Source organism: Methylotenera sp. G11 (assembly GCF_000799735.1).
Taxonomy (GTDB): domain Bacteria; phylum Pseudomonadota; class Gammaproteobacteria; order Burkholderiales; family Methylophilaceae; genus Methylotenera.
Genome location: NZ_JUHH01000001.1, coordinates 179,926 through 196,065 on the forward strand (window position 1 = coordinate 179,926; position 16,140 = coordinate 196,065).

Annotated in this window: 19 protein-coding genes; 11 read left to right on the plus strand and 8 right to left on the minus strand. The window is 47.6% G+C overall.

Going from position 1 to position 16,140, the window contains the following annotated elements:
* The first annotated feature begins 4 nt into the window (after positions 1-4).
* The 3 genes from GQ51_RS12635 (at position 5) to GQ51_RS00860 (ending at position 1,678) form a co-directional block, all read left to right on the plus strand.
* Positions 5-127 (plus strand): YHYH domain-containing protein, encoded by a 123-nt coding sequence (locus GQ51_RS12635; RefSeq protein ID WP_152604091.1) that lies wholly within the window; start codon positions 5-7, stop codon positions 125-127.
* Between the two features lie 194 nt (positions 128-321).
* Positions 322-870: a DUF4760 domain-containing protein gene (locus tag GQ51_RS00855; protein WP_047548603.1), complete on the plus strand. Its 549-nt coding sequence runs from the start codon at positions 322-324 to the stop codon at positions 868-870.
* Between the two features lie 289 nt (positions 871-1,159).
* Positions 1,160-1,678 carry a hypothetical protein gene (locus tag GQ51_RS00860; protein WP_047548606.1) on the plus strand — a complete coding sequence of 173 codons (519 nt, stop codon included), beginning with the start codon at positions 1,160-1,162 and terminating at the stop codon, positions 1,676-1,678.
* 342 nt (positions 1,679-2,020) lie between these two features.
* Here GQ51_RS00860 and GQ51_RS12640 read toward each other — a convergent pair whose 3' ends face one another.
* The 6 genes from GQ51_RS12640 to GQ51_RS00890 all read right to left on the minus strand — a co-directional run bounded on the left by GQ51_RS12640 (position 2,021) and on the right by GQ51_RS00890 (position 6,116).
* The gene (locus tag GQ51_RS12640) at positions 2,021-2,143 is read right to left on the minus strand and encodes a YHYH domain-containing protein (protein ID WP_152604092.1); all 123 of its coding nucleotides are present in this window, start codon (positions 2,141-2,143) and stop codon (positions 2,021-2,023) included.
* A 352-nt stretch (positions 2,144-2,495) separates the two neighbouring features.
* Positions 2,496-3,110 (minus strand): hypothetical protein, encoded by a 615-nt coding sequence (locus tag GQ51_RS00870; protein ID WP_047548612.1) that lies wholly within the window; start codon positions 3,108-3,110, stop codon positions 2,496-2,498.
* Positions 3,111-3,199: 89 nt separating this feature from the next.
* Entirely contained in the window at positions 3,200-3,649 is a 450-nt protein-coding gene (locus tag GQ51_RS00875) for a hypothetical protein (RefSeq protein WP_047548615.1), read from the minus strand.
* Positions 3,650-4,098: 449 nt separating this feature from the next.
* Entirely contained in the window at positions 4,099-4,479 is a 381-nt protein-coding gene (locus GQ51_RS00880) for a hypothetical protein (protein ID WP_047548617.1), read from the minus strand.
* Entirely contained in the window at positions 4,472-4,759 is a 288-nt protein-coding gene (locus tag GQ51_RS00885; protein WP_152604093.1) for a hypothetical protein, read from the minus strand. Before GQ51_RS00885 ends, GQ51_RS00880 begins: the two co-directional genes overlap by 8 nt.
* Positions 4,760-4,874: 115 nt before the next feature.
* Positions 4,875-6,116, minus strand: coding sequence for a tyrosine-type recombinase/integrase (locus tag GQ51_RS00890; protein ID WP_047548623.1), 1,242 nt, complete (start codon positions 6,114-6,116; stop codon positions 4,875-4,877).
* A gap of 524 nt (positions 6,117-6,640) precedes the next feature.
* Here GQ51_RS00890 and GQ51_RS00895 point away from each other — a divergent pair.
* On the plus strand, positions 6,641-7,060 hold the full coding sequence (locus GQ51_RS00895; protein WP_047548626.1) for a PsiF family protein: 420 nt from the start codon (positions 6,641-6,643) through the stop codon (positions 7,058-7,060).
* 150 nt (positions 7,061-7,210) lie between these two features.
* Here GQ51_RS00895 and GQ51_RS00900 read toward each other — a convergent pair whose 3' ends face one another.
* Positions 7,211-7,522, minus strand: a complete 312-nt coding sequence (locus GQ51_RS00900) for an ArsR/SmtB family transcription factor (RefSeq protein ID WP_047548628.1) — start codon at positions 7,520-7,522, stop codon at positions 7,211-7,213.
* Positions 7,523-7,611: 89 nt separating this feature from the next.
* On the opposite strand from GQ51_RS00900, the gene GQ51_RS00905 reads away from it, so the two are divergent.
* Positions 7,612-8,718: an NADH:flavin oxidoreductase/NADH oxidase gene (locus GQ51_RS00905; protein ID WP_047548631.1), complete on the plus strand. Its 1,107-nt coding sequence runs from the start codon at positions 7,612-7,614 to the stop codon at positions 8,716-8,718.
* Between the two features lie 83 nt (positions 8,719-8,801).
* Here the strand turns inward: GQ51_RS00905 and GQ51_RS00910 are convergent, their stop codons facing one another.
* Positions 8,802-10,151 carry a diguanylate cyclase domain-containing protein gene (locus GQ51_RS00910; RefSeq protein ID WP_047548634.1) on the minus strand — a complete coding sequence of 450 codons (1,350 nt, stop codon included), beginning with the start codon at positions 10,149-10,151 and terminating at the stop codon, positions 8,802-8,804.
* 330 nt (positions 10,152-10,481) lie between these two features.
* On the opposite strand from GQ51_RS00910, the gene sufB reads away from it, so the two are divergent.
* The 6 genes from sufB to GQ51_RS00940 are packed head-to-tail and all read left to right on the plus strand — an operon-like array spanning position 10,482 to position 16,132.
* On the plus strand, positions 10,482-11,930 hold the full coding sequence (sufB, locus tag GQ51_RS00915) for a Fe-S cluster assembly protein SufB (RefSeq protein ID WP_047548637.1): 1,449 nt from the start codon (positions 10,482-10,484) through the stop codon (positions 11,928-11,930).
* Between the two features lie 14 nt (positions 11,931-11,944).
* Complete coding sequence (sufC, locus tag GQ51_RS00920; RefSeq protein WP_047548640.1) at positions 11,945-12,709, plus strand: Fe-S cluster assembly ATPase SufC; 765 nt, start codon at positions 11,945-11,947, stop codon at positions 12,707-12,709.
* Between the two features lie 9 nt (positions 12,710-12,718).
* Positions 12,719-14,047 (plus strand): Fe-S cluster assembly protein SufD, encoded by a 1,329-nt coding sequence (sufD, locus tag GQ51_RS00925; protein WP_047548643.1) that lies wholly within the window; start codon positions 12,719-12,721, stop codon positions 14,045-14,047.
* On the plus strand, positions 14,044-15,327 hold the full coding sequence (locus GQ51_RS00930; protein ID WP_327037003.1) for a cysteine desulfurase: 1,284 nt from the start codon (positions 14,044-14,046) through the stop codon (positions 15,325-15,327). The genes sufD and GQ51_RS00930 overlap by 4 nt, the downstream gene beginning before the upstream one ends.
* The gene (gene sufU, locus GQ51_RS00935; RefSeq protein WP_047548646.1) at positions 15,324-15,764 is read left to right on the plus strand and encodes a Fe-S cluster assembly sulfur transfer protein SufU; all 441 of its coding nucleotides are present in this window, start codon (positions 15,324-15,326) and stop codon (positions 15,762-15,764) included. Before GQ51_RS00930 ends, sufU begins: the two co-directional genes overlap by 4 nt.
* Positions 15,765-15,772: 8 nt before the next feature.
* Positions 15,773-16,132 (plus strand): SUF system Fe-S cluster assembly protein, encoded by a 360-nt coding sequence (locus GQ51_RS00940; RefSeq protein ID WP_047548650.1) that lies wholly within the window; start codon positions 15,773-15,775, stop codon positions 16,130-16,132.
* The last annotated feature ends 8 nt before the right edge of the window (positions 16,133-16,140 follow it).

Genomic DNA, 16,140 nt, shown 5'->3' on the forward strand with positions numbered 1-16,140 from the left:
TGTTATGAAGTATGCACTAGTCGTATTAGCCTTGGCGTTTTCTCTTTCAGCAGTAGCTCATTCTGGCCGCACCGATGCTAATGGATGCCATTATGATAGAAGTGCCGGCACGTATCATTGTCACTAACCATTAAATAGTAAACACAGCTTAGTCTAAGTAGGTTAATATTAAATTGTTCGCTGTTGACACTGTTAAGCAATGCAATGATAATCGCGAACTTTTGAAACGCAATGAAGTCAGAATGTGCGTATTAAAGAAATTAACTATATATTTGGAGAGTGTATGAAAGCAACATTTAATGAAGGCTGGGATGGCTACTAATGGCAGCAGCAGAGTGTGCTAAAGCAGTATTATTTCTTGGTGAATCAAATGGCTTCTGGATACAAACAGGAGCCATTATTTTATCTGCAATTGCAGGTGTTTGGGTTATTAGAAGTAATGGCTTTTCCTCTCGGCGCAGGGCAACAATAGACCACATCATTCATCAAAAGACTGATGAAAAACTAATACAAGATACAAGAACTGTATTTGATTTACATAGAAAAAATGTAAAGTTTAGTGAGTACAGCGATAAAAAAGACTCTGCTGAACGGAAAGCCATACTCTCAGTTCTAAACAACCATGAGTTCATTGCATTAGCAATTAGGCGTGGGGCATTTGAGGAAAAGATATATAAAGAATTGCAATTCACAAACTTCAAAAAAGTTCACACAGCCTGTGTTGGATTTGTTGCTGAAATTAGAAAAAGCGAAAATAACCAGATGATATTTCAAGAGTTTGATTGGCTAATTGATAAGTGGGATTCATGCCCATTAAAAAAAATTAAAGACCAAAAATCATGGTGTAACCCAATGCGATTTTTTGAATAACCACAACCTGCTTCGGCAGGTTTTTTTACGTCCATTAAGTTAAATTAACCGTAAGATTCCCCAAAGTAGCTTGGCATTCAAGGGATGCCATCCATAAAAGACGGTAAGGCCAAGGGCGAGATTAGGGCGATTTTGATTGTAATAACTTTGATCTTGATTACACTAAGGTTACAGCGACATTGCAGCGAGGTTGGAATAAGTCTGACGGGGAGATTACGGGGATGTATAGCGTCAACAGAAAGCAAAAAGGTAATGGGCAACGGCAAAATTACGGCAAGGTTTAATACGATTGTTTCTTGTAAATTACTACAAGATTATAGCAAGATTACAGCAAGAATTAGAATCAATTAAATATTATGATCAGGATAATTTCAGAGGTGGCATGATGTGTATCTATGACGAGCCCCTTACGGAAGAGGCTACAGTAATGTTATTGCAAATTGATAAAGAATCAAAAGGATTGCATCCTGCAAAGCAAGACGGTAGAAATAGTGGGGTATGGCGCCCCATTGTACCTGGGTTTGAATCTTTGTCTGAAATGCGGAAACAAGTGTTTGCAGAGCATTTAATCGAGTGTTACCCGGATATTACGAAAGAACAGCTGGAAACGGTAGATCATCAACTGCTGATGGAAGTACGCAAAATGCTGCCATCAACACCCCTAAAAAGAGCAATTCTTATCGCGCAGGAATCAGAACGGCAAAGAGAGCAGCTCTCTTCAATACCTTTTTACGCGCACAGAGCGGCGAATTACGGAATCAGTTATTGGGTTCGTATGTGCGCGAGTTACAGAGCTTGTGATTTTTAAGCGATAATATTTTTATGAATTTTTGTGGTGCAGACGCGATGAATAGCTCAGAGTCAGATCCAGTAAGGAAAGAGAAACTGCTACAGAGGCTCGCGTCTTTAACGCCGGCAGCGAGAATGGCGGTGCTGGAAGCGGCGTTAGAGCAGAAGGTTTTGCGGACAGGCACCCAAAAATCAAAAGACCCAGTGCAAGACAGGAGGCTAGGCGGAAGTGTTTAGTAGTTTTAAGGATAACTTTTGGAGTGATGCTTATGAGCAGATTTTCTTGGCGTTCACAAAGCAGCAACAATTGCGTAGGCTATATTGCTAAAAGTAAGCTTAGTGATCCATACGAGCTTAATCCCTAGTGGCAGTGATAGCCACCAGTCTTTCTATCATGATGGCAGCCATTAGCATCGGTACGGCCAGAGTGTGCAACTGCTGAGAGTGAAAATGCGAAAGCTAAAACGATTAGTGCATATTTCATAATATTACTCCTTGCGTTTGCCAGATCATCAGCTCTAGCGTTGCTGTATTAAGCCTATAAAGCTTATAAAGCAATATCTACGTATAGGCATTGGCACCATTAGGTTCAAATGTTGTAACTGAAGCTACTATCTTATCAGCAGTTATAGTAATCCAATTTTCTATCTATAGACTCGTGAACATTTTTGTAAGCGCTTATATTATCTTTGTGCCTGTTCTGCGAACAGTATCGATATTAAGTCCTAGAAAAAGGCCGCTATCGTGAAGAGATTGTAATCTAATGTTAGTGTCTTATGGAGCCTTATGGAAAAATGCGGTCTTTGTTTTTTGTGCTATTAGGGCGGTAAGTTACGTTACTGTGCGCTTTGTTCGCTAAGCATGCCTATATTTTTTAACTGGTTAAAAATGTCATCAAGCTCAGGTGGCATTTCCTTTGAGTTGGAAATTAATTTTTTAACTTTTCGTTTTGTGTTTAGGGAATGTCTCCCTGCAAGTTCAATTACTGCTTCGTCAAGATGTGGGGCTAAGCTAAGTCTTAATGTACTCTCAATTTGAACAATATCATCTTTCGATAGTCCCGCTGATTCAGTTATGCTACGAATGGTTGCCAGGAGGTTGGGGAGGGTGTTTTTTGATCTCAGATGAAATGCCAGCATAGGATCTAATCCTGCCAGTAAAGAAATCGCATTGTCATAGCGTTTGTGAACATCATTATTTAACGGGGACATCTGTTCAATTAATGTTTGCAATATTAATGATGCCTCTGCTGGAATATCAAAGCGTTTGTGCATCGCTTCAAATATAACTTCTATGCCTGATATGTGATGCCTGATTTCTAATAAATCGGTAAGCGCCAGTGCAATTGTGCGTTTGCGTTCTAGTTTCGCTTGAATGTAAGTCCCAAGACCTGTTAGTAAAGAGCCAATTATTACACCAATAAGAGGTAGTGCTACTTGAAATAATTCCATGTTTTATTATGAGATGCCACTTGAATTAAGATTAACAACAAGATGTTTAGAATTAAAATATATTAACTAACTTTATTTGGGCAATTAAGTTAGGGTGCTTGATTGAGTACCGCACGCCCTGTTTCTACAACATGGCTCTGAGCTCCAAGTAGCACTGACACATTGCGCTTACCGGAGGCGGCGGCTTGTATGGCAAGTCCTAGTTTAGTTGTTGCATTATTAAGTGCGGAATCGGCCTGGTTTGTTGGATTTAATAGAAGTTGAACACGATGAATTAATGTGACTACCTTACTGTAGTCAAACTCTGCATGAAGTTCTGGGTCCGTAGATGCGATAAGATCGGCAAGTGCATCCATTAGCAAGTCTTGTTTTCGGCCTAGCAAGCGTGTGCGAGCCTCACCTTTAATTTGGAATTGGAGCTTGGTAAGTTCTGCAGCTATGAGGGATTTTGTATTTGCTCGCTGGAACCATCCAGTTAAAATGCCTCCAAGCGCAACGCCGGCGAGTGCAATAAATGCGACTTGCAATGACTCACTCATATATTACTCCCGTAACTTAACAGTTGAATTTAAGGATGCCCGTTGGCAGTTTTTGCAGATTGGCTTCATATGCCAAACTATTATAAAGAACGAGTGACGTTCATTTGATTGTAAATCAAACAGTAATATAAAATTAGATAATTTGGTGTATTAATGGAGTTTGCTTAACATTTAGCAAAAATTAATTAAATATAAAAAGCCCACGACTTAGGTGGGCTTGTGTAGTTATAGTCATTATAGGAACGCTATGTTGCAGTTCCATTCTGATTGGATTGAAGGCCTATTGTTATAGGGCTTTCGTTCCATCTTGGGCGAGGTTTTACATGGTCTGGCTTGGGGATAAGTCCTGACTTGATATAGCGAGATACCGTTGATCTGCTTGCGCCCAGGTACTCCATCCAGTCTTTAATTTCGTAAATGCTCTTCATTATTAACTCCTTTAATTAGTGTCAATACTGATTAAACCTAGATTGATAAATGTCTTTTACTTGTCCAACAACCTTAATTTTTGCCAACATATCCGGTGTTGCAGCTTCGTCATGATGACTGCCTATAATTCTTAATCTAGGCTCTATAGGTGAAAAATGAAAGCGCCTATAGCCTATCCAGCCATCATCTAGTGTTATGACATACAGGCCATCTCTATCAATTTTATTTGCCGTAAAATCAATTCTTAAAAGATCATTGGCTTTTATGCCAGCAGTAATATCTTCATGATTTGCCACTACAATCGCATTATCTTTGTCGCGGTGCGGATCGCTGAATAACAAGGTACCAAGTCTAAGATTAAAACCGCTGTTATTCATTTCTGATTGCACTAAACTACTCATGATCAAAACCTCTAACAGCGTAACCAATTGCGCTATCTGTTGATAAACAAGCTATACGTGCTGCTTCAAGCGCATTTTCATAACTTATTATTGGCTCCAAGCTAATACTTTTACCAACATCCAAACCAAGTTCTTTATCATATTCGCAATCCATCAATATGATAGGGGTGTATGCTGAATAATGTTTAGGTGCCGCATTAGAAAAGTAAGATGGAATAGTGACAAAATTAAAAGCTTTATAATTGGCTAGATTAGCTAGTGTAGAATTGGCGTTAGCCATGGTGTGATACTCCATTAAAGTATTTCATTGTGGTTAGGCTTCGCTGGTAGCTTTTCGACGGGTACCGGCGTTGCCGCTTTTGCTCATGATCCGCATGAGTAACGGTGTTGCTCTTTTAAACAGCTACCATTTCATTGATGTTAATCACGTTGTCTGCTTTTATATGAACTATGTCACAGTATTTAGCCCACTCATTCATCAATCCAATTCGCTTATCAAATAAGCTACCACGCTGATAAGCAGCTTCGGCTTTATCTTTCAGTCTGTGGGCGAGGGCGTGTTCACAGACTTCACGTGGAAAGTTTGTTTTTTCGCCAGCCCAATCTCTAAATGTTGATCTAAAGCCGTGTACGGTTATGTCTTTGCGTCCCATTCTCTTCAATACGGCAGTTAGTGTCATGTCAGACAGCATGCCTTTCGTGCCTGAGAAAACATAAGGATTGTCAGACATTACGGGCATAGCCTTTAAAATATCAACAGCTCTTTTTGATAATGGGATGTAGTGTTCCTTACCCGCCTTCATTCGCTCGGCTGGAATAATCCAGAGTTTTTTATCTAAATTAAATTCAGACCAAGTTGCGCCTCTAACTTCACCTGATCGAGCTGCTGTTAAAATGGTAAATTCAAGCGCTTTGGCACCAAAGCCCTCAAGTAATCTAAGTTTTGCCATGAATGAGCCAATGTCATCGTAATGAAGAGCAGGGTGGTGTTCTATGGTTTTAACTTTTGATGAGGGGGCAAGCTTAAATTCTAGATTGTCTTTCCACCTGGCAGGGTTGTCGCCGGATCTATACTTACTTGCTATAGCCCATCCTAAAACCTTTTCTAACCTGCCTCTTAGTCGTGATGCTGTTTCATTTTTGCTTATCCATATTGGGTTGAGAATTTTAAGGATATGGGCTTCATCAACATCTTTAATCTGTACATTGCCAATAACAGGATTAGCATAGGTTTCAATAGTATTTTCCCATTGAGACGCATGTTTTGCATTCTTCCAGCCATGTGACTGAATGGCAATATACTGATTAGCGGCCTCTTTAAATGTGATTGCCTTGGCTAGTTCTGCTCTTAGCTTATTTTTCTTTAATTGTTTCTCAGCAACCGGATCAATGCCTTGAGAAATTTCATCTTTTATTTTTCTTGCTTTGTCTCGTGCGTCAGATAAGCCCACATCTGGGTAGCCGCCCAACCCGATCTCTTTCCTCTTGCCACCAACTACAGTACGAAATATCCAAGATTTTGCGTTTGTTGAGCTGACCTGCAGATACAAACCAGCAACGCCTCCTACTGAGAAGAAGCCTTGGTTTTTTAATCTCGATACGGCTAAAGCTGAAAGTTCTTTTGCACGTCTTGGCATAAGCCCACCTTAGTACCCACCATAAAATAATTCATTTTATAGTATCTAAAATACACTTATTGCACAATCTATTTTTTAACTTGTTGATTTTTTAAGTAATAAATTTAATTTATTGCATCTTGATGCACTACGTTTATACAGACGCCTCTTCCGCCAATATATCAATAGATAGCACATCAGTAGAAAATACATTCATAGAAAATCTTTGTTAAGCCGCTTGCAAGCGGCTTTTTTATTTTCCGCGCTGGTTTTTTTCTGCTGCAATATCAATACCAGGCTACTTTGCGCCGCATCTGATTCCACAGTTTCTGTGGATAAGCTTGTTGAACCGATGGGGATAGACAGGTTAAGTGATTGGTGTGGCAATGAAAAACTGCATGCATGAAGTTTTAATCAGACAGGCGCAACAATCGATGTGTCACGTTTAATTCCGGCTTTGGGATATTCAGTTATGCCCACTATAAGTGAACCATAAAAAGGCATATGATATTGGTGCAGTACATTTAATCCACCAGGAGAATGTTATGAAAAAACTAATACTCACAATACTTATGACCACATTCTGTCTTTCAGCAAATGCAGGACCCCAGCAGGAAAAAATGAAAGCCTGTAACGCGGATGCCGCTAAGAAGGAGCTGGCCGGTGATGCGCGCAAAGCGTTCATGAAAGACTGTCTGTCTGCCAAGAATGATTCAGGGATGCACTCGCAGCAGGATAAGATGAAGATGTGCAATGCAGACGCAGGTAAAAAAGAGCTGAAAGGCGATGAGCGCAAGGCTTTCATGAAAGATTGTCTATCCAGCAAGCACGACACGGCAATGGCTGCTACGCCAATGACTGCACAGCAGGGCAAGATGAAGACCTGTAATGCTGACCCGAAAGCAAAGACATTGAAAGGCGATGAACGTAAAGCCTTTATGAAATCCTGTTTATCAGGAAACTGATGCAAAATCGCCCCAATTCAAACGCACGGGAAACTGGGTTGGGGCGTAATTAATGAGTATGGGAAACAGCATGCCCGTTATGGGATCAGACATTTTCTGACCATGCTTTCACTGATTCAGTACCGGGAGAATCCCGAAATAATTGATAAGCTACGCACTGGTGAGCGCGCGTAGGACGGATTGCAATATACCCGGAAACTTCTGTTCGATTTCTTCCACCCTGAGCGAGTTCATGTGCTCGGTGCCTTCAATGAGCGTCTCAACCAGGCCTGCTGCCCTAAGGATTTTAAAATGATGGGACATGCTTGATTTCGGGCGATTCAAATCCAGCTCCCCGCAGGTCATCTTACGTCCTGCCTTTGCAAGACGTCCTATAATTTCGAGACGTGTAGGGTCGGATAGGGCATACATGATGTCCGTCAGTTCTACTTGATCCATATTGGGATGTTTTATTTGCCGCATACATGAAATCTATCATAATGCTTGATATTATTCTATAGTTCGATTATATTCGAACTATAGAATATAAACCGTCATTTGAAAGGACTATCATGGCTGACTTGTTTTCAAGCTACAAATTGAAGGATATTACCCTCAGGAATCGCATAGCAATACCGCCAATGTGCCAGTACATGGCGGAGGATGGCTTTGTCAATGATTGGCACAAAGCCCATTATGCCAGCCTGGCACGTGGCGGCAGCGGCCTTGTGATTGTGGAAGCTACGGCTGTTTCGCCAGAAGGGCGTATTACGCCGGGATGTCTTGGCATATGGAATGATGCGCAGGCAGAAAAGCTCAGGGAAATCGCTGCATTAATCATAGCTGCCGGCGCTGTCCCCGGTATCCAGATTGCACATGCCGGTCGCAAAGCCAGTGCAAATAAACCATGGGAGGGTGATGACCATATCCCGGAAACCGACGCAAGGGCATGGCAAACGATCGCACCTTCTGCAATTGCCTTTGGCGGAGATTTACCCCGCATCCCTCACGCAATGTCCATAGAGGATATTGCACGTGTTAAGAATGATTTTGCCGCGGCTGCCAAACGTGCGCACGATGCCGGATTTGAATGGCTGGAAATACACTTTGCCCATGGCTACCTGGGACAAAGTTTCACTTCTGCGCACGCCAACCAGCGCACTGATACCTATGGCGGCACCTTCGAAAACCGTTCACGATTCACGGTTGAAACGCTGGATGCCATCCGCGATGTGTGGCCAGATAAGCTGCCGCTCACGGCACGTTACGGCGTGATTGAATATGACGGCAGGGATGAAGAAACATTCAGTGAGTCAATCGAACTGATCAAAACATGGCGTCAGCGCGGTCTCGATATGCTGAGCGTAAGTGTAGGCTTTACGATTCCTGAGACCAATATTCCCTGGGGCCCGGCATTCCTGGGGCCAATCGCAAAGAGCGTAAGAAATGAAACAGGCCTGCCGGTTTCTTCTGCCTGGGGTTTTGGTGCGCCGTCACTGGCGGATCAGGCTATACGTCAGGAGCAACTTGACCTTGCGATGATCGGGCGCGCTCACCTGGAGAATCCTAACTGGTCATATTTCGCCGCCAAAGAGCTTGGTGTGGATAAGCCCGCATGGGTTTTACCTGCGCCATATGCGCACTGGCTTTCAAGGTACAGAAGTCCTACCCTGTCGTGATTCTGGCCTGGCCATTCCTGATATGTCCCGCTGGGAGTCCGCTGTTAAAAATACACGGGGCATCATTGAATGCCGGCCAGGGCTCATGATTCACGATATATGGTAAAAGTATTCCTGCCGCTTGCTTTGGATTGATACAGGGCGATGTCTGCTTCTTTATTCAGCTGGTTCAGGGTGGTGGCAGTCCCGGGCCGGTAGACGGAAGCGCCCATGCTGAGATGTACGGAGATTTCTTCCCCCAGGATCACCAAAGGCAGGGTAAAGGCTTGTTTCAGCTTGTCGGCGATTGCGACTAAATTTTCTTCCGAATGCAGGTCCCTTAATACGACTATAAATTCATCCCCGCCGATACGGCTTACCGTATCGCCAGCCCTGAGCGAGGTTTTGATCGCCAGCGCGACGATTTTCAGCACTTCATCCCCAAAGTCGTGGCCATACGTGTCATTGATCTTCTTGAAGTAATCAATATCAACCGCCATGATCGCCATCAGTTTCTGGGAGCGCATGGCACCGGCAAATGCCACTTGTATCCGGTCGTTCAGCAGTCTTCTGTTGGGCAAGCCGGTCAGGCTATCCAGCATGGCATCATCCGAGAGACGGTAACGCTCTTTTATCAGGTAATAGACTAGGAAACCCGTTATCAGGCTGATAAAAATGCTGCCTGCCTGATAAAAAACCATCTGGTTCGCAAAGCTGGATGCATGGTTCTTGATCGCCCATTCCCATTTCCCGTTGGGCACCAGGCTCGTTTGCTTGAAGGTATCTTTATCCATGAACAGGTTAGGATCGCCGTAAAAAACCTTTTTGTTATCGACAGTCCTGATCGCGAATTCATGCATATCGCCCGACAGGTTCTTGAATGCGGCTTTCAGGAAGGTATCCGTGTTGATCACCGTGGACATGATGCCCCAGTATTGATCGCCAATGAATATCGGGTAGCGATAGATGATCCCGCTGCCGCCTTGTATCAGTTGTACTGGCCCATCCAGCACGCCTTGGCGCGTGTCAATCGCTTGCTTGACCTTCGGCCATTGCTGCGGAATCTGGCGGAAATCCTTACCGATGATCTGCTGGTTGCTGGATTCCGGATATACATAAGTCAGCTTATAACCTACCGCTACGCCCAGGTTGCGTACATGCTTGGTCTGCAGCCACAGGTCTTTAAGAACCGCCTTGATTTTTTTTGGTTCCAGCTGGTCATGATAGACATTGATATAGCTTGCCATTCCATTGGAAATGAACAGCAGGGAGTTGAGCTCTCTGTCCACTTCCGTCCACAGCAGGTTGCCATAAACCGCAGAGCGCAGCTGTTCATCAGCCTGGTATCTGTGGTTCTGCAACTGGATCAGATACTGGCATAGCACCAGAACAAGCAGGCTCGCTACCGCAGCAATTACCTGGCACCTGATGCATACTTTTGGGCTGTCATTCATTAACATTTTTTTATGATGGGCATTGTTAAGTCTTTCATCTATTGGCAGTCTAAATGAGCTGCTGGATAAAATAAAGCACGTTCAAATGATGGCAGCCGGTACTTTTGTCTGGTGCATAAACGCCGCCAGGTTTATTGCATTGGCTGGATAGTGCGTTTTTGGCTGCGGCAAAGTATTGCAAAGTGGCTAAGGCTTTTTTCAGCACAGACAGGGCTTTACAAGGCAGGAACTAATAGTATACTGAATTAGTCAACTTAATAGGAAGGCTCAACCGGTCACCGGAAAAACGAGACCGGTAGCGTAGCCACCTGATAAGGTTGAGGAGGCAGTATGAGTACTGCAACCAGACAATTGGATGAACTGATAGGCCGTGAATACAGCCATGGCTTCTATACGCCGATCAAAACGGACAAAGTGCCGCGCGGACTGAGCGCAGATACCATACGCATGATTTCAGCCAGGAAGAATGAACCTGAGTTCATGCTGGAATGGCGCCTGAATGCTTATCAGCACTGGCTGACCATGAGCGAACCGCATTGGGCAAACGTACGCTACGCGCCGATTGATTATCAGGACATCTACTATTACTCCGCGCCAAAAACCGATAAACCGGGGCCACGCAGTCTGTCGGAAATTGATCCGGAACTGCTGCGCACTTACGAGAAACTGGGCATACCGCTCAAAGAGCAGGCAATTTTGGCCGGTGTGGCCGTTGATGCGGTATTTGATAGCGTATCGGTTGCGACCACTTTCAAGGATAAGCTGGCGGAACTCGGCATTATTTTCTGCCCGTTTTCCGAAGCGGTGCAGCGGCACCCTGAGCTGGTTCAGCAGTATCTCGGCACAGTCGTGCCTTATACCGATAATTTCTACGCGTGCCTGAATGCCGCCGTGTTCAGTGACGGCTCGTTCTGCTATATCCCGCCGGGCGTGCGCTGCCCGATGGAGCTTTCTACCTATTTCCGCATCAATGCCAGGAACACCGGGCAGTTCGAACGTACATTGATCATTGCGGATGAAGATGCCTATGTGAGCTATCTTGAGGGATGCACGGCACCGATGCGCGACGAAAACCAGCTGCATGCGGCCGTGGTGGAGCTGGTCGCAATGAAAGGCGCGCGTATCAAGTATGCCACAGTGCAGAACTGGTATCCGGGTGATAAGGAAGGCAAAGGCGGTATCTATAATTTTGTGACCAAGCGCGGTGATTGCCGCGGCGAGCGTTCGCATATTTCATGGACACAGGTGGAGACCGGCTCCGCCATTACCTGGAAATACCCGAGTGTGATCTTGCGCGGCGATCATTCAATTGGCGAGTTTTATTCCGTTGCGCTTACCAACCATTTTCAGCAGGCCGATACCGGCACCAAGATGATTCATATCGGACGCAATACCAAGAGCACCGTGCTATCCAAGGGTATTTCCGCCGGACATGGGCAGAACTCATACCGGGGTTTGATCAAGGTGCTGCCCAGTGCCGAAAATGCGCGTAACTACACACAGTGCGATTCATTGCTGCTGGGCGGTCAATGCGGCGCGCATACCTTTCCGTATATCGAGGTCAAGAACCCAAGTGCCAAAGTCGAGCATGAAGCGTCAACCTCGCGCATCGGCGAAGACCAGTTGTTTTACTGCACCCAGCGCGGCATTGCAGCGGAGGATGCGGTCTCCATGATTGTGAGCGGGTTCTGCAAAGCGGTGTTCCAGGAACTGCCGATGGAGTTCGCAGTCGAGGCGCAGAAATTACTGGGTGTAAGCCTTGAAGGCGGTACCGGCTAGAGAAGGGAGTCATCATGCTTGCCGTAAAAAACCTGCACGTGGAGATTGATGGTAAGGAAATATTAAGCGGACTGGATATTGATATCAAAGCAGGCCAGGTGCACGCAATCATGGGGCCGAACGGCTCAGGCAAAAGCACGCTGGCACAGACGCTGGCCGGCCGGGATGGCTATGCCGTCACTGCAGGCAGTGTACGCTACCTGCAGCATGACCTGCTGGCAATGACGCCGGAGCAGCGCTCACGTGAAGGCCTGTTTCTGGCATTTCAGTATCCGGTGGAGATTCCGGGGGTCAGCATTGCGCTGTTTCTCAGGACTGCGCTGAACGCGATACGTAAACAGCAGGGGCTGCCGGCGCTGGATGCCATGGATTTTCTGGGCTTGGTGCGCGCCAGGATGCAGCAGCTTGATATGGATGAGTCGTTCTTGTCCCGTGCGGTGAACGATGGGTTCTCCGGCGGCGAGAAAAAACGCAACGAGATCCTGCAGATGCTGATTCTTGAGCCGCGCCTGATTATTCTTGATGAGCCGGATTCCGGCCTTGATATCGATGCGCTGCGGTTTGTGGCAGACAGTATCAATAAAATGCGCAGCCCGCAGCGTGCAATCGTGCTGGTAACGCATTACCAGCGCTTGCTGAACTACATTGTGCCGGATGTCGTGCATGTACTGTCGCAGGGGCGTATCGTGAAATCCGGCAGCGCGGCGCTGGCGCGCGAACTGGAAAAACATGGCTACGGATTGATAGAGACTGAAGCCGCAGCAGGGCAGGTAGCCTAGGGGGCCGCAATGAGTGCGCAGCTTGAATCATGGCGTAATATGGATCTGGAGCATGTGCCGCACAGGCTGTCCGGCTATGATGCGCCGTGGGTACTGGCTGCGCGGCAGTCTGCATTCCAGCGTTTTTCCCTGCATGGGTTTCCGGCGCGGCGTGAAGAGGAGTGGAAATATACCGATGTGACTTCAATCGGCAGGCGCACCTCGCTGGCACCCGATACCATTCCGCCGGAACCCTCGTCTGACGCTAAATTGCTGGCGTGGACGCTGGCTGTTGAAGGCATGCACCTGATGGTGTTTGTTAACGGCCATTATGACGCCATCCTGTCTGCCGCCGGCAACCTGCCGCCCGGCGTGCGGCTGGAAAGCCTGGCAAAACTGCTGGATAACGGAAGCCGCCTGCCCGAAAGGTTTTTTGAACAGCGCCATGAACATACGGTTTTCTCCAGCCTGAACAATGCCTTTACTACCGGCGGGGCAGTGCTGATCATACCGGCCAATGTCGTATTGAAAGCACCGGTTTACCTGCTATTTATTGCCAGCGGGCACGGTGCGGCCATTTACCCGCGCAATATTATCATTGCCGGTGAAAACAGCCAGGCCACGATTATCGAGCATTACACGGGTACGCTGGATGTGCATAACTTTACCGATACCATCACCCAGCTAGACCTTGCCGCCGGCGCGAACATCGAACACTGCAAGCTGTTGGAAGAAGGCCCGGCGGCGGCGCATATTGGCGGTATCCATGCGGAGCAGGCCGCTGCAAGCCACTTTACCTCACATTCCTTTGCGCTGGGCTGCCACCTGGGGCGTAACGACATTACCGTCAAGCTGCAGGGACGCGGTGGCTGTAGCACGCTCAATGGTTTGTATGTGCTGAATGAGCGCCAGCATATGGATCACCATACGCGTATAGACCACCTGTCGGCAGCCTGCGTCAGCCGTGAATATTATCGCGGCGTGCTGGATGGTGCCGCGCATGGCGTGTTTAACGGCAAGGTCGTGGTGCACGCATCGGCATACGGCACGGATGCCCATCAGGAAAACCATAACCTGCTGCTGTCGAGAAATGCGGAAATCGATACCAAACCGCAATTGGAAATATTTGCCGACGATGTTAAATGCACACACGGCGCAACGGTAGGGCAGCTGGATGAGGACCAGCTGTTTTACCTGCGTTCACGCGGAGTCGATGCTGATCTGGCGCGCTCGCTGGTGATTTACGGTTTTGCCGATGACATCATCGGCCGCATTAAGGTGGCATCCCTGCGGCCGCATATCGAGAGCAGGCTGCTGGATCGGCTGCCGCAGGGTGAACTCGTGAAGGAGCTGTTATGAGCAGGTCTGAACATGAGCCTGTCCGCAACCATATGCCGCCAGCGGAACTGATAGGGGATGATTTCCTGGTTTTGCTCTGGCGCAATGATTTTCCTATCCTGCAGGTCACCGTGCACGGCGTGCCATTGGCTTATCTGGACAACGCAGCAACAACACAGAAACCCTTAAGTGTCATTGATGCTGAAAATCACTATTACCGCAATAATAACGCTAATGTGCATCGGGGCATCCATGCGCTGAGCCAGCGCGCGACTGATGCATTTGAGGCCGCGCGCGTGAAAGTGCAGCACCTGATCAATGCCGCAAGCGCGAATGAAATCATTTTTGTGCGCGGCACTACTGAAGCGATCAATCTGGTGGCGCAGAGTTATGGCCGCAGCTTTTTTAAAGCCGGTGATGAAATTATCGTGAGCGGAATGGAGCATCATTCCAATATCGTTCCCTGGCAGATATTGTGCGAACAGACGGGTGCAGTTTTGCGCATCATTCCGGTGAATCATAGCGGCGAGCTTGAGTTCGAGGCCTACAACCGCTTGTTTAACCAGCACACCAGGCTGGTCGCGGTAACGCATGTTTCCAATGCCCTGGGTACAGTCAATCCGGTCAGGGCAATGATAGACCTGGCCCATATTCGCGGAGTTCCGGTCCTGCTGGATGGCGCGCAGGCCATCGCCCACATGCCGGTTGATGTACAGGGGCTGGATTGTGATTTCTATGCATTCTCCGGCCATAAACTATACGGCCCGACCGGCATCGGCGTGCTGTACGCCAAGTCAGCTTTGCTGGACATCATGCCACCCTATCAGGGCGGGGGCGACATGATTCGTTCGGTCAGTTTCGATGGCACTGTTTATAACAGCATTCCGTATAAATTTGAGGCTGGCACACCCAATATCGCCGGTGCTATCGGCCTGGGGGCGGCAGTGGATTATCTGTCGAATATCGGTTTTGATAAGGTGATCCGGCATGAGCAGGCGTTGCTGAGCTATGCGACGCAGTCGGTCATGCGTGTGCCCGGTGTGCGTATCATTGGTAACGCCCTGGAAAAAACCGGAATCCTGTCATTTGTGCTGGAAGGCGTGCATCCGCATGATATTGGCTCCATACTGGATCTGCAGGGCGTAGCGATTCGCGCAGGCCATCATTGTGCCATGCCGCTGATGAAGCATTTTGGATTGTCAGCCACAGCCCGCGCTTCGTTCGGCCTTTACAACACGAAGGATGAAGTGGACAAACTGGTGGCGGCGATCTTTCATGTCAAGGAGGTGTTCGGCGTATGAACGACCTGCGGGAGCTGTATCAGGAAACGATTCTTGACCATTACCGCCAGCCGCGTAATTTCAGCAGGCCTGCCCATGCCAACTGCATGGCGTCCGGCCATAACCCGCTGTGCGGAGACCAGCTCAAGCTGTACCTTCAGCTCGAGGATGGCATTATCCGCAACGCTGGGTTTGAAGGTTCCGGCTGCGCGATATCGACGGCTTCCGCCTCGCTGCTGACAGAAACCATCAAGGGGAAATCCAAAGCGCAGGCGCTGGATTTAATGAGCCGGTTCCAGGATATGGTCACCGGCCATGCGCCGTCTGCCGACATGGGCAAGCTTGCAGCGCTGGCAGGAGTATGCGAGTTTCCGCAGCGCGTCAAATGCGCCACACTGGCCTGGCACACGATGAAGGCCGCTTTGGAGGATGAGCATGAAGCGGTCACTACAGAATAGGTGAGTAGATGTTTGACTGGAAAAAATTCAGCGAGCAGCAGCAGGAACAGCTGCCCCCGGATAAAGGCGAGCTGGAAGCGCGTGTCGTTGAAATGCTGCGCACGATTTACGATCCTGAGCTTCCGGTCAATATCTATGACCTTGGCCTGGTTTACGCGCTGGAAGTGCAGCCCGCAGGCAAGGTGAATATCCGCATGACGCTCACGGCGCCCAATTGCCCGGTCGCGCAGACTTTTCCGCAGAGCGTGCAGGAGGCGCTGGCATGTGTGCCCGGCGTCAGTGAGGTTCAGGTGGAGCTGGTCTGGGATCCCCCCTGGAGCCGCGAGCGCATGACCGAGGCGGCAAAGCTGGAGCTTGGGATGCTATAACGTGTGCA

What these genes read in the sequence shown, in the direction of transcription:
- GQ51_RS00940 (WP_047548650.1), top strand. Translation starts at nt 15,773, where the DNA reads ATGTTTGACTGGAAAAAATTCAGCGAGCAGCAGCAGGAACAGCTGCCC.
- GQ51_RS12640 (WP_152604092.1), bottom strand. Translation starts at nt 2,143, where the DNA reads ATGAAATATGCACTAATCGTTTTAGCTTTCGCATTTTCACTCTCAGCA.
- GQ51_RS00880 (WP_047548617.1), bottom strand. Translation starts at nt 4,479, where the DNA reads ATGAGTAGTTTAGTGCAATCAGAAATGAATAACAGCGGTTTTAATCTT.
- sufD (WP_047548643.1), top strand. Translation starts at nt 12,719, where the DNA reads ATGAGTGCGCAGCTTGAATCATGGCGTAATATGGATCTGGAGCATGTG.
- GQ51_RS00890 (WP_047548623.1), bottom strand. Translation starts at nt 6,116, where the DNA reads ATGCCAAGACGTGCAAAAGAACTTTCAGCTTTAGCCGTATCGAGATTA.
- GQ51_RS00910 (WP_047548634.1), bottom strand. Translation starts at nt 10,151, where the DNA reads ATGAATGACAGCCCAAAAGTATGCATCAGGTGCCAGGTAATTGCTGCG.
- GQ51_RS00900 (WP_047548628.1), bottom strand. Translation starts at nt 7,522, where the DNA reads ATGCGGCAAATAAAACATCCCAATATGGATCAAGTAGAACTGACGGAC.
- sufC (WP_047548640.1), top strand. Translation starts at nt 11,945, where the DNA reads ATGCTTGCCGTAAAAAACCTGCACGTGGAGATTGATGGTAAGGAAATA.
- GQ51_RS00875 (WP_047548615.1), bottom strand. Translation starts at nt 3,649, where the DNA reads ATGAGTGAGTCATTGCAAGTCGCATTTATTGCACTCGCCGGCGTTGCG.
- GQ51_RS00885 (WP_152604093.1), bottom strand. Translation starts at nt 4,759, where the DNA reads ATGGCTAACGCCAATTCTACACTAGCTAATCTAGCCAATTATAAAGCT.
- GQ51_RS00905 (WP_047548631.1), top strand. Translation starts at nt 7,612, where the DNA reads ATGGCTGACTTGTTTTCAAGCTACAAATTGAAGGATATTACCCTCAGG.
- GQ51_RS00870 (WP_047548612.1), bottom strand. Translation starts at nt 3,110, where the DNA reads ATGGAATTATTTCAAGTAGCACTACCTCTTATTGGTGTAATAATTGGC.
- GQ51_RS00895 (WP_047548626.1), top strand. Translation starts at nt 6,641, where the DNA reads ATGAAAAAACTAATACTCACAATACTTATGACCACATTCTGTCTTTCA.
- sufU (WP_047548646.1), top strand. Translation starts at nt 15,324, where the DNA reads ATGAACGACCTGCGGGAGCTGTATCAGGAAACGATTCTTGACCATTAC.
- GQ51_RS12635 (WP_152604091.1), top strand. Translation starts at nt 5, where the DNA reads ATGAAGTATGCACTAGTCGTATTAGCCTTGGCGTTTTCTCTTTCAGCA.
- GQ51_RS00855 (WP_047548603.1), top strand. Translation starts at nt 322, where the DNA reads ATGGCAGCAGCAGAGTGTGCTAAAGCAGTATTATTTCTTGGTGAATCA.
- GQ51_RS00930 (WP_327037003.1), top strand. Translation starts at nt 14,044, where the DNA reads ATGAGCAGGTCTGAACATGAGCCTGTCCGCAACCATATGCCGCCAGCG.
- sufB (WP_047548637.1), top strand. Translation starts at nt 10,482, where the DNA reads ATGAGTACTGCAACCAGACAATTGGATGAACTGATAGGCCGTGAATAC.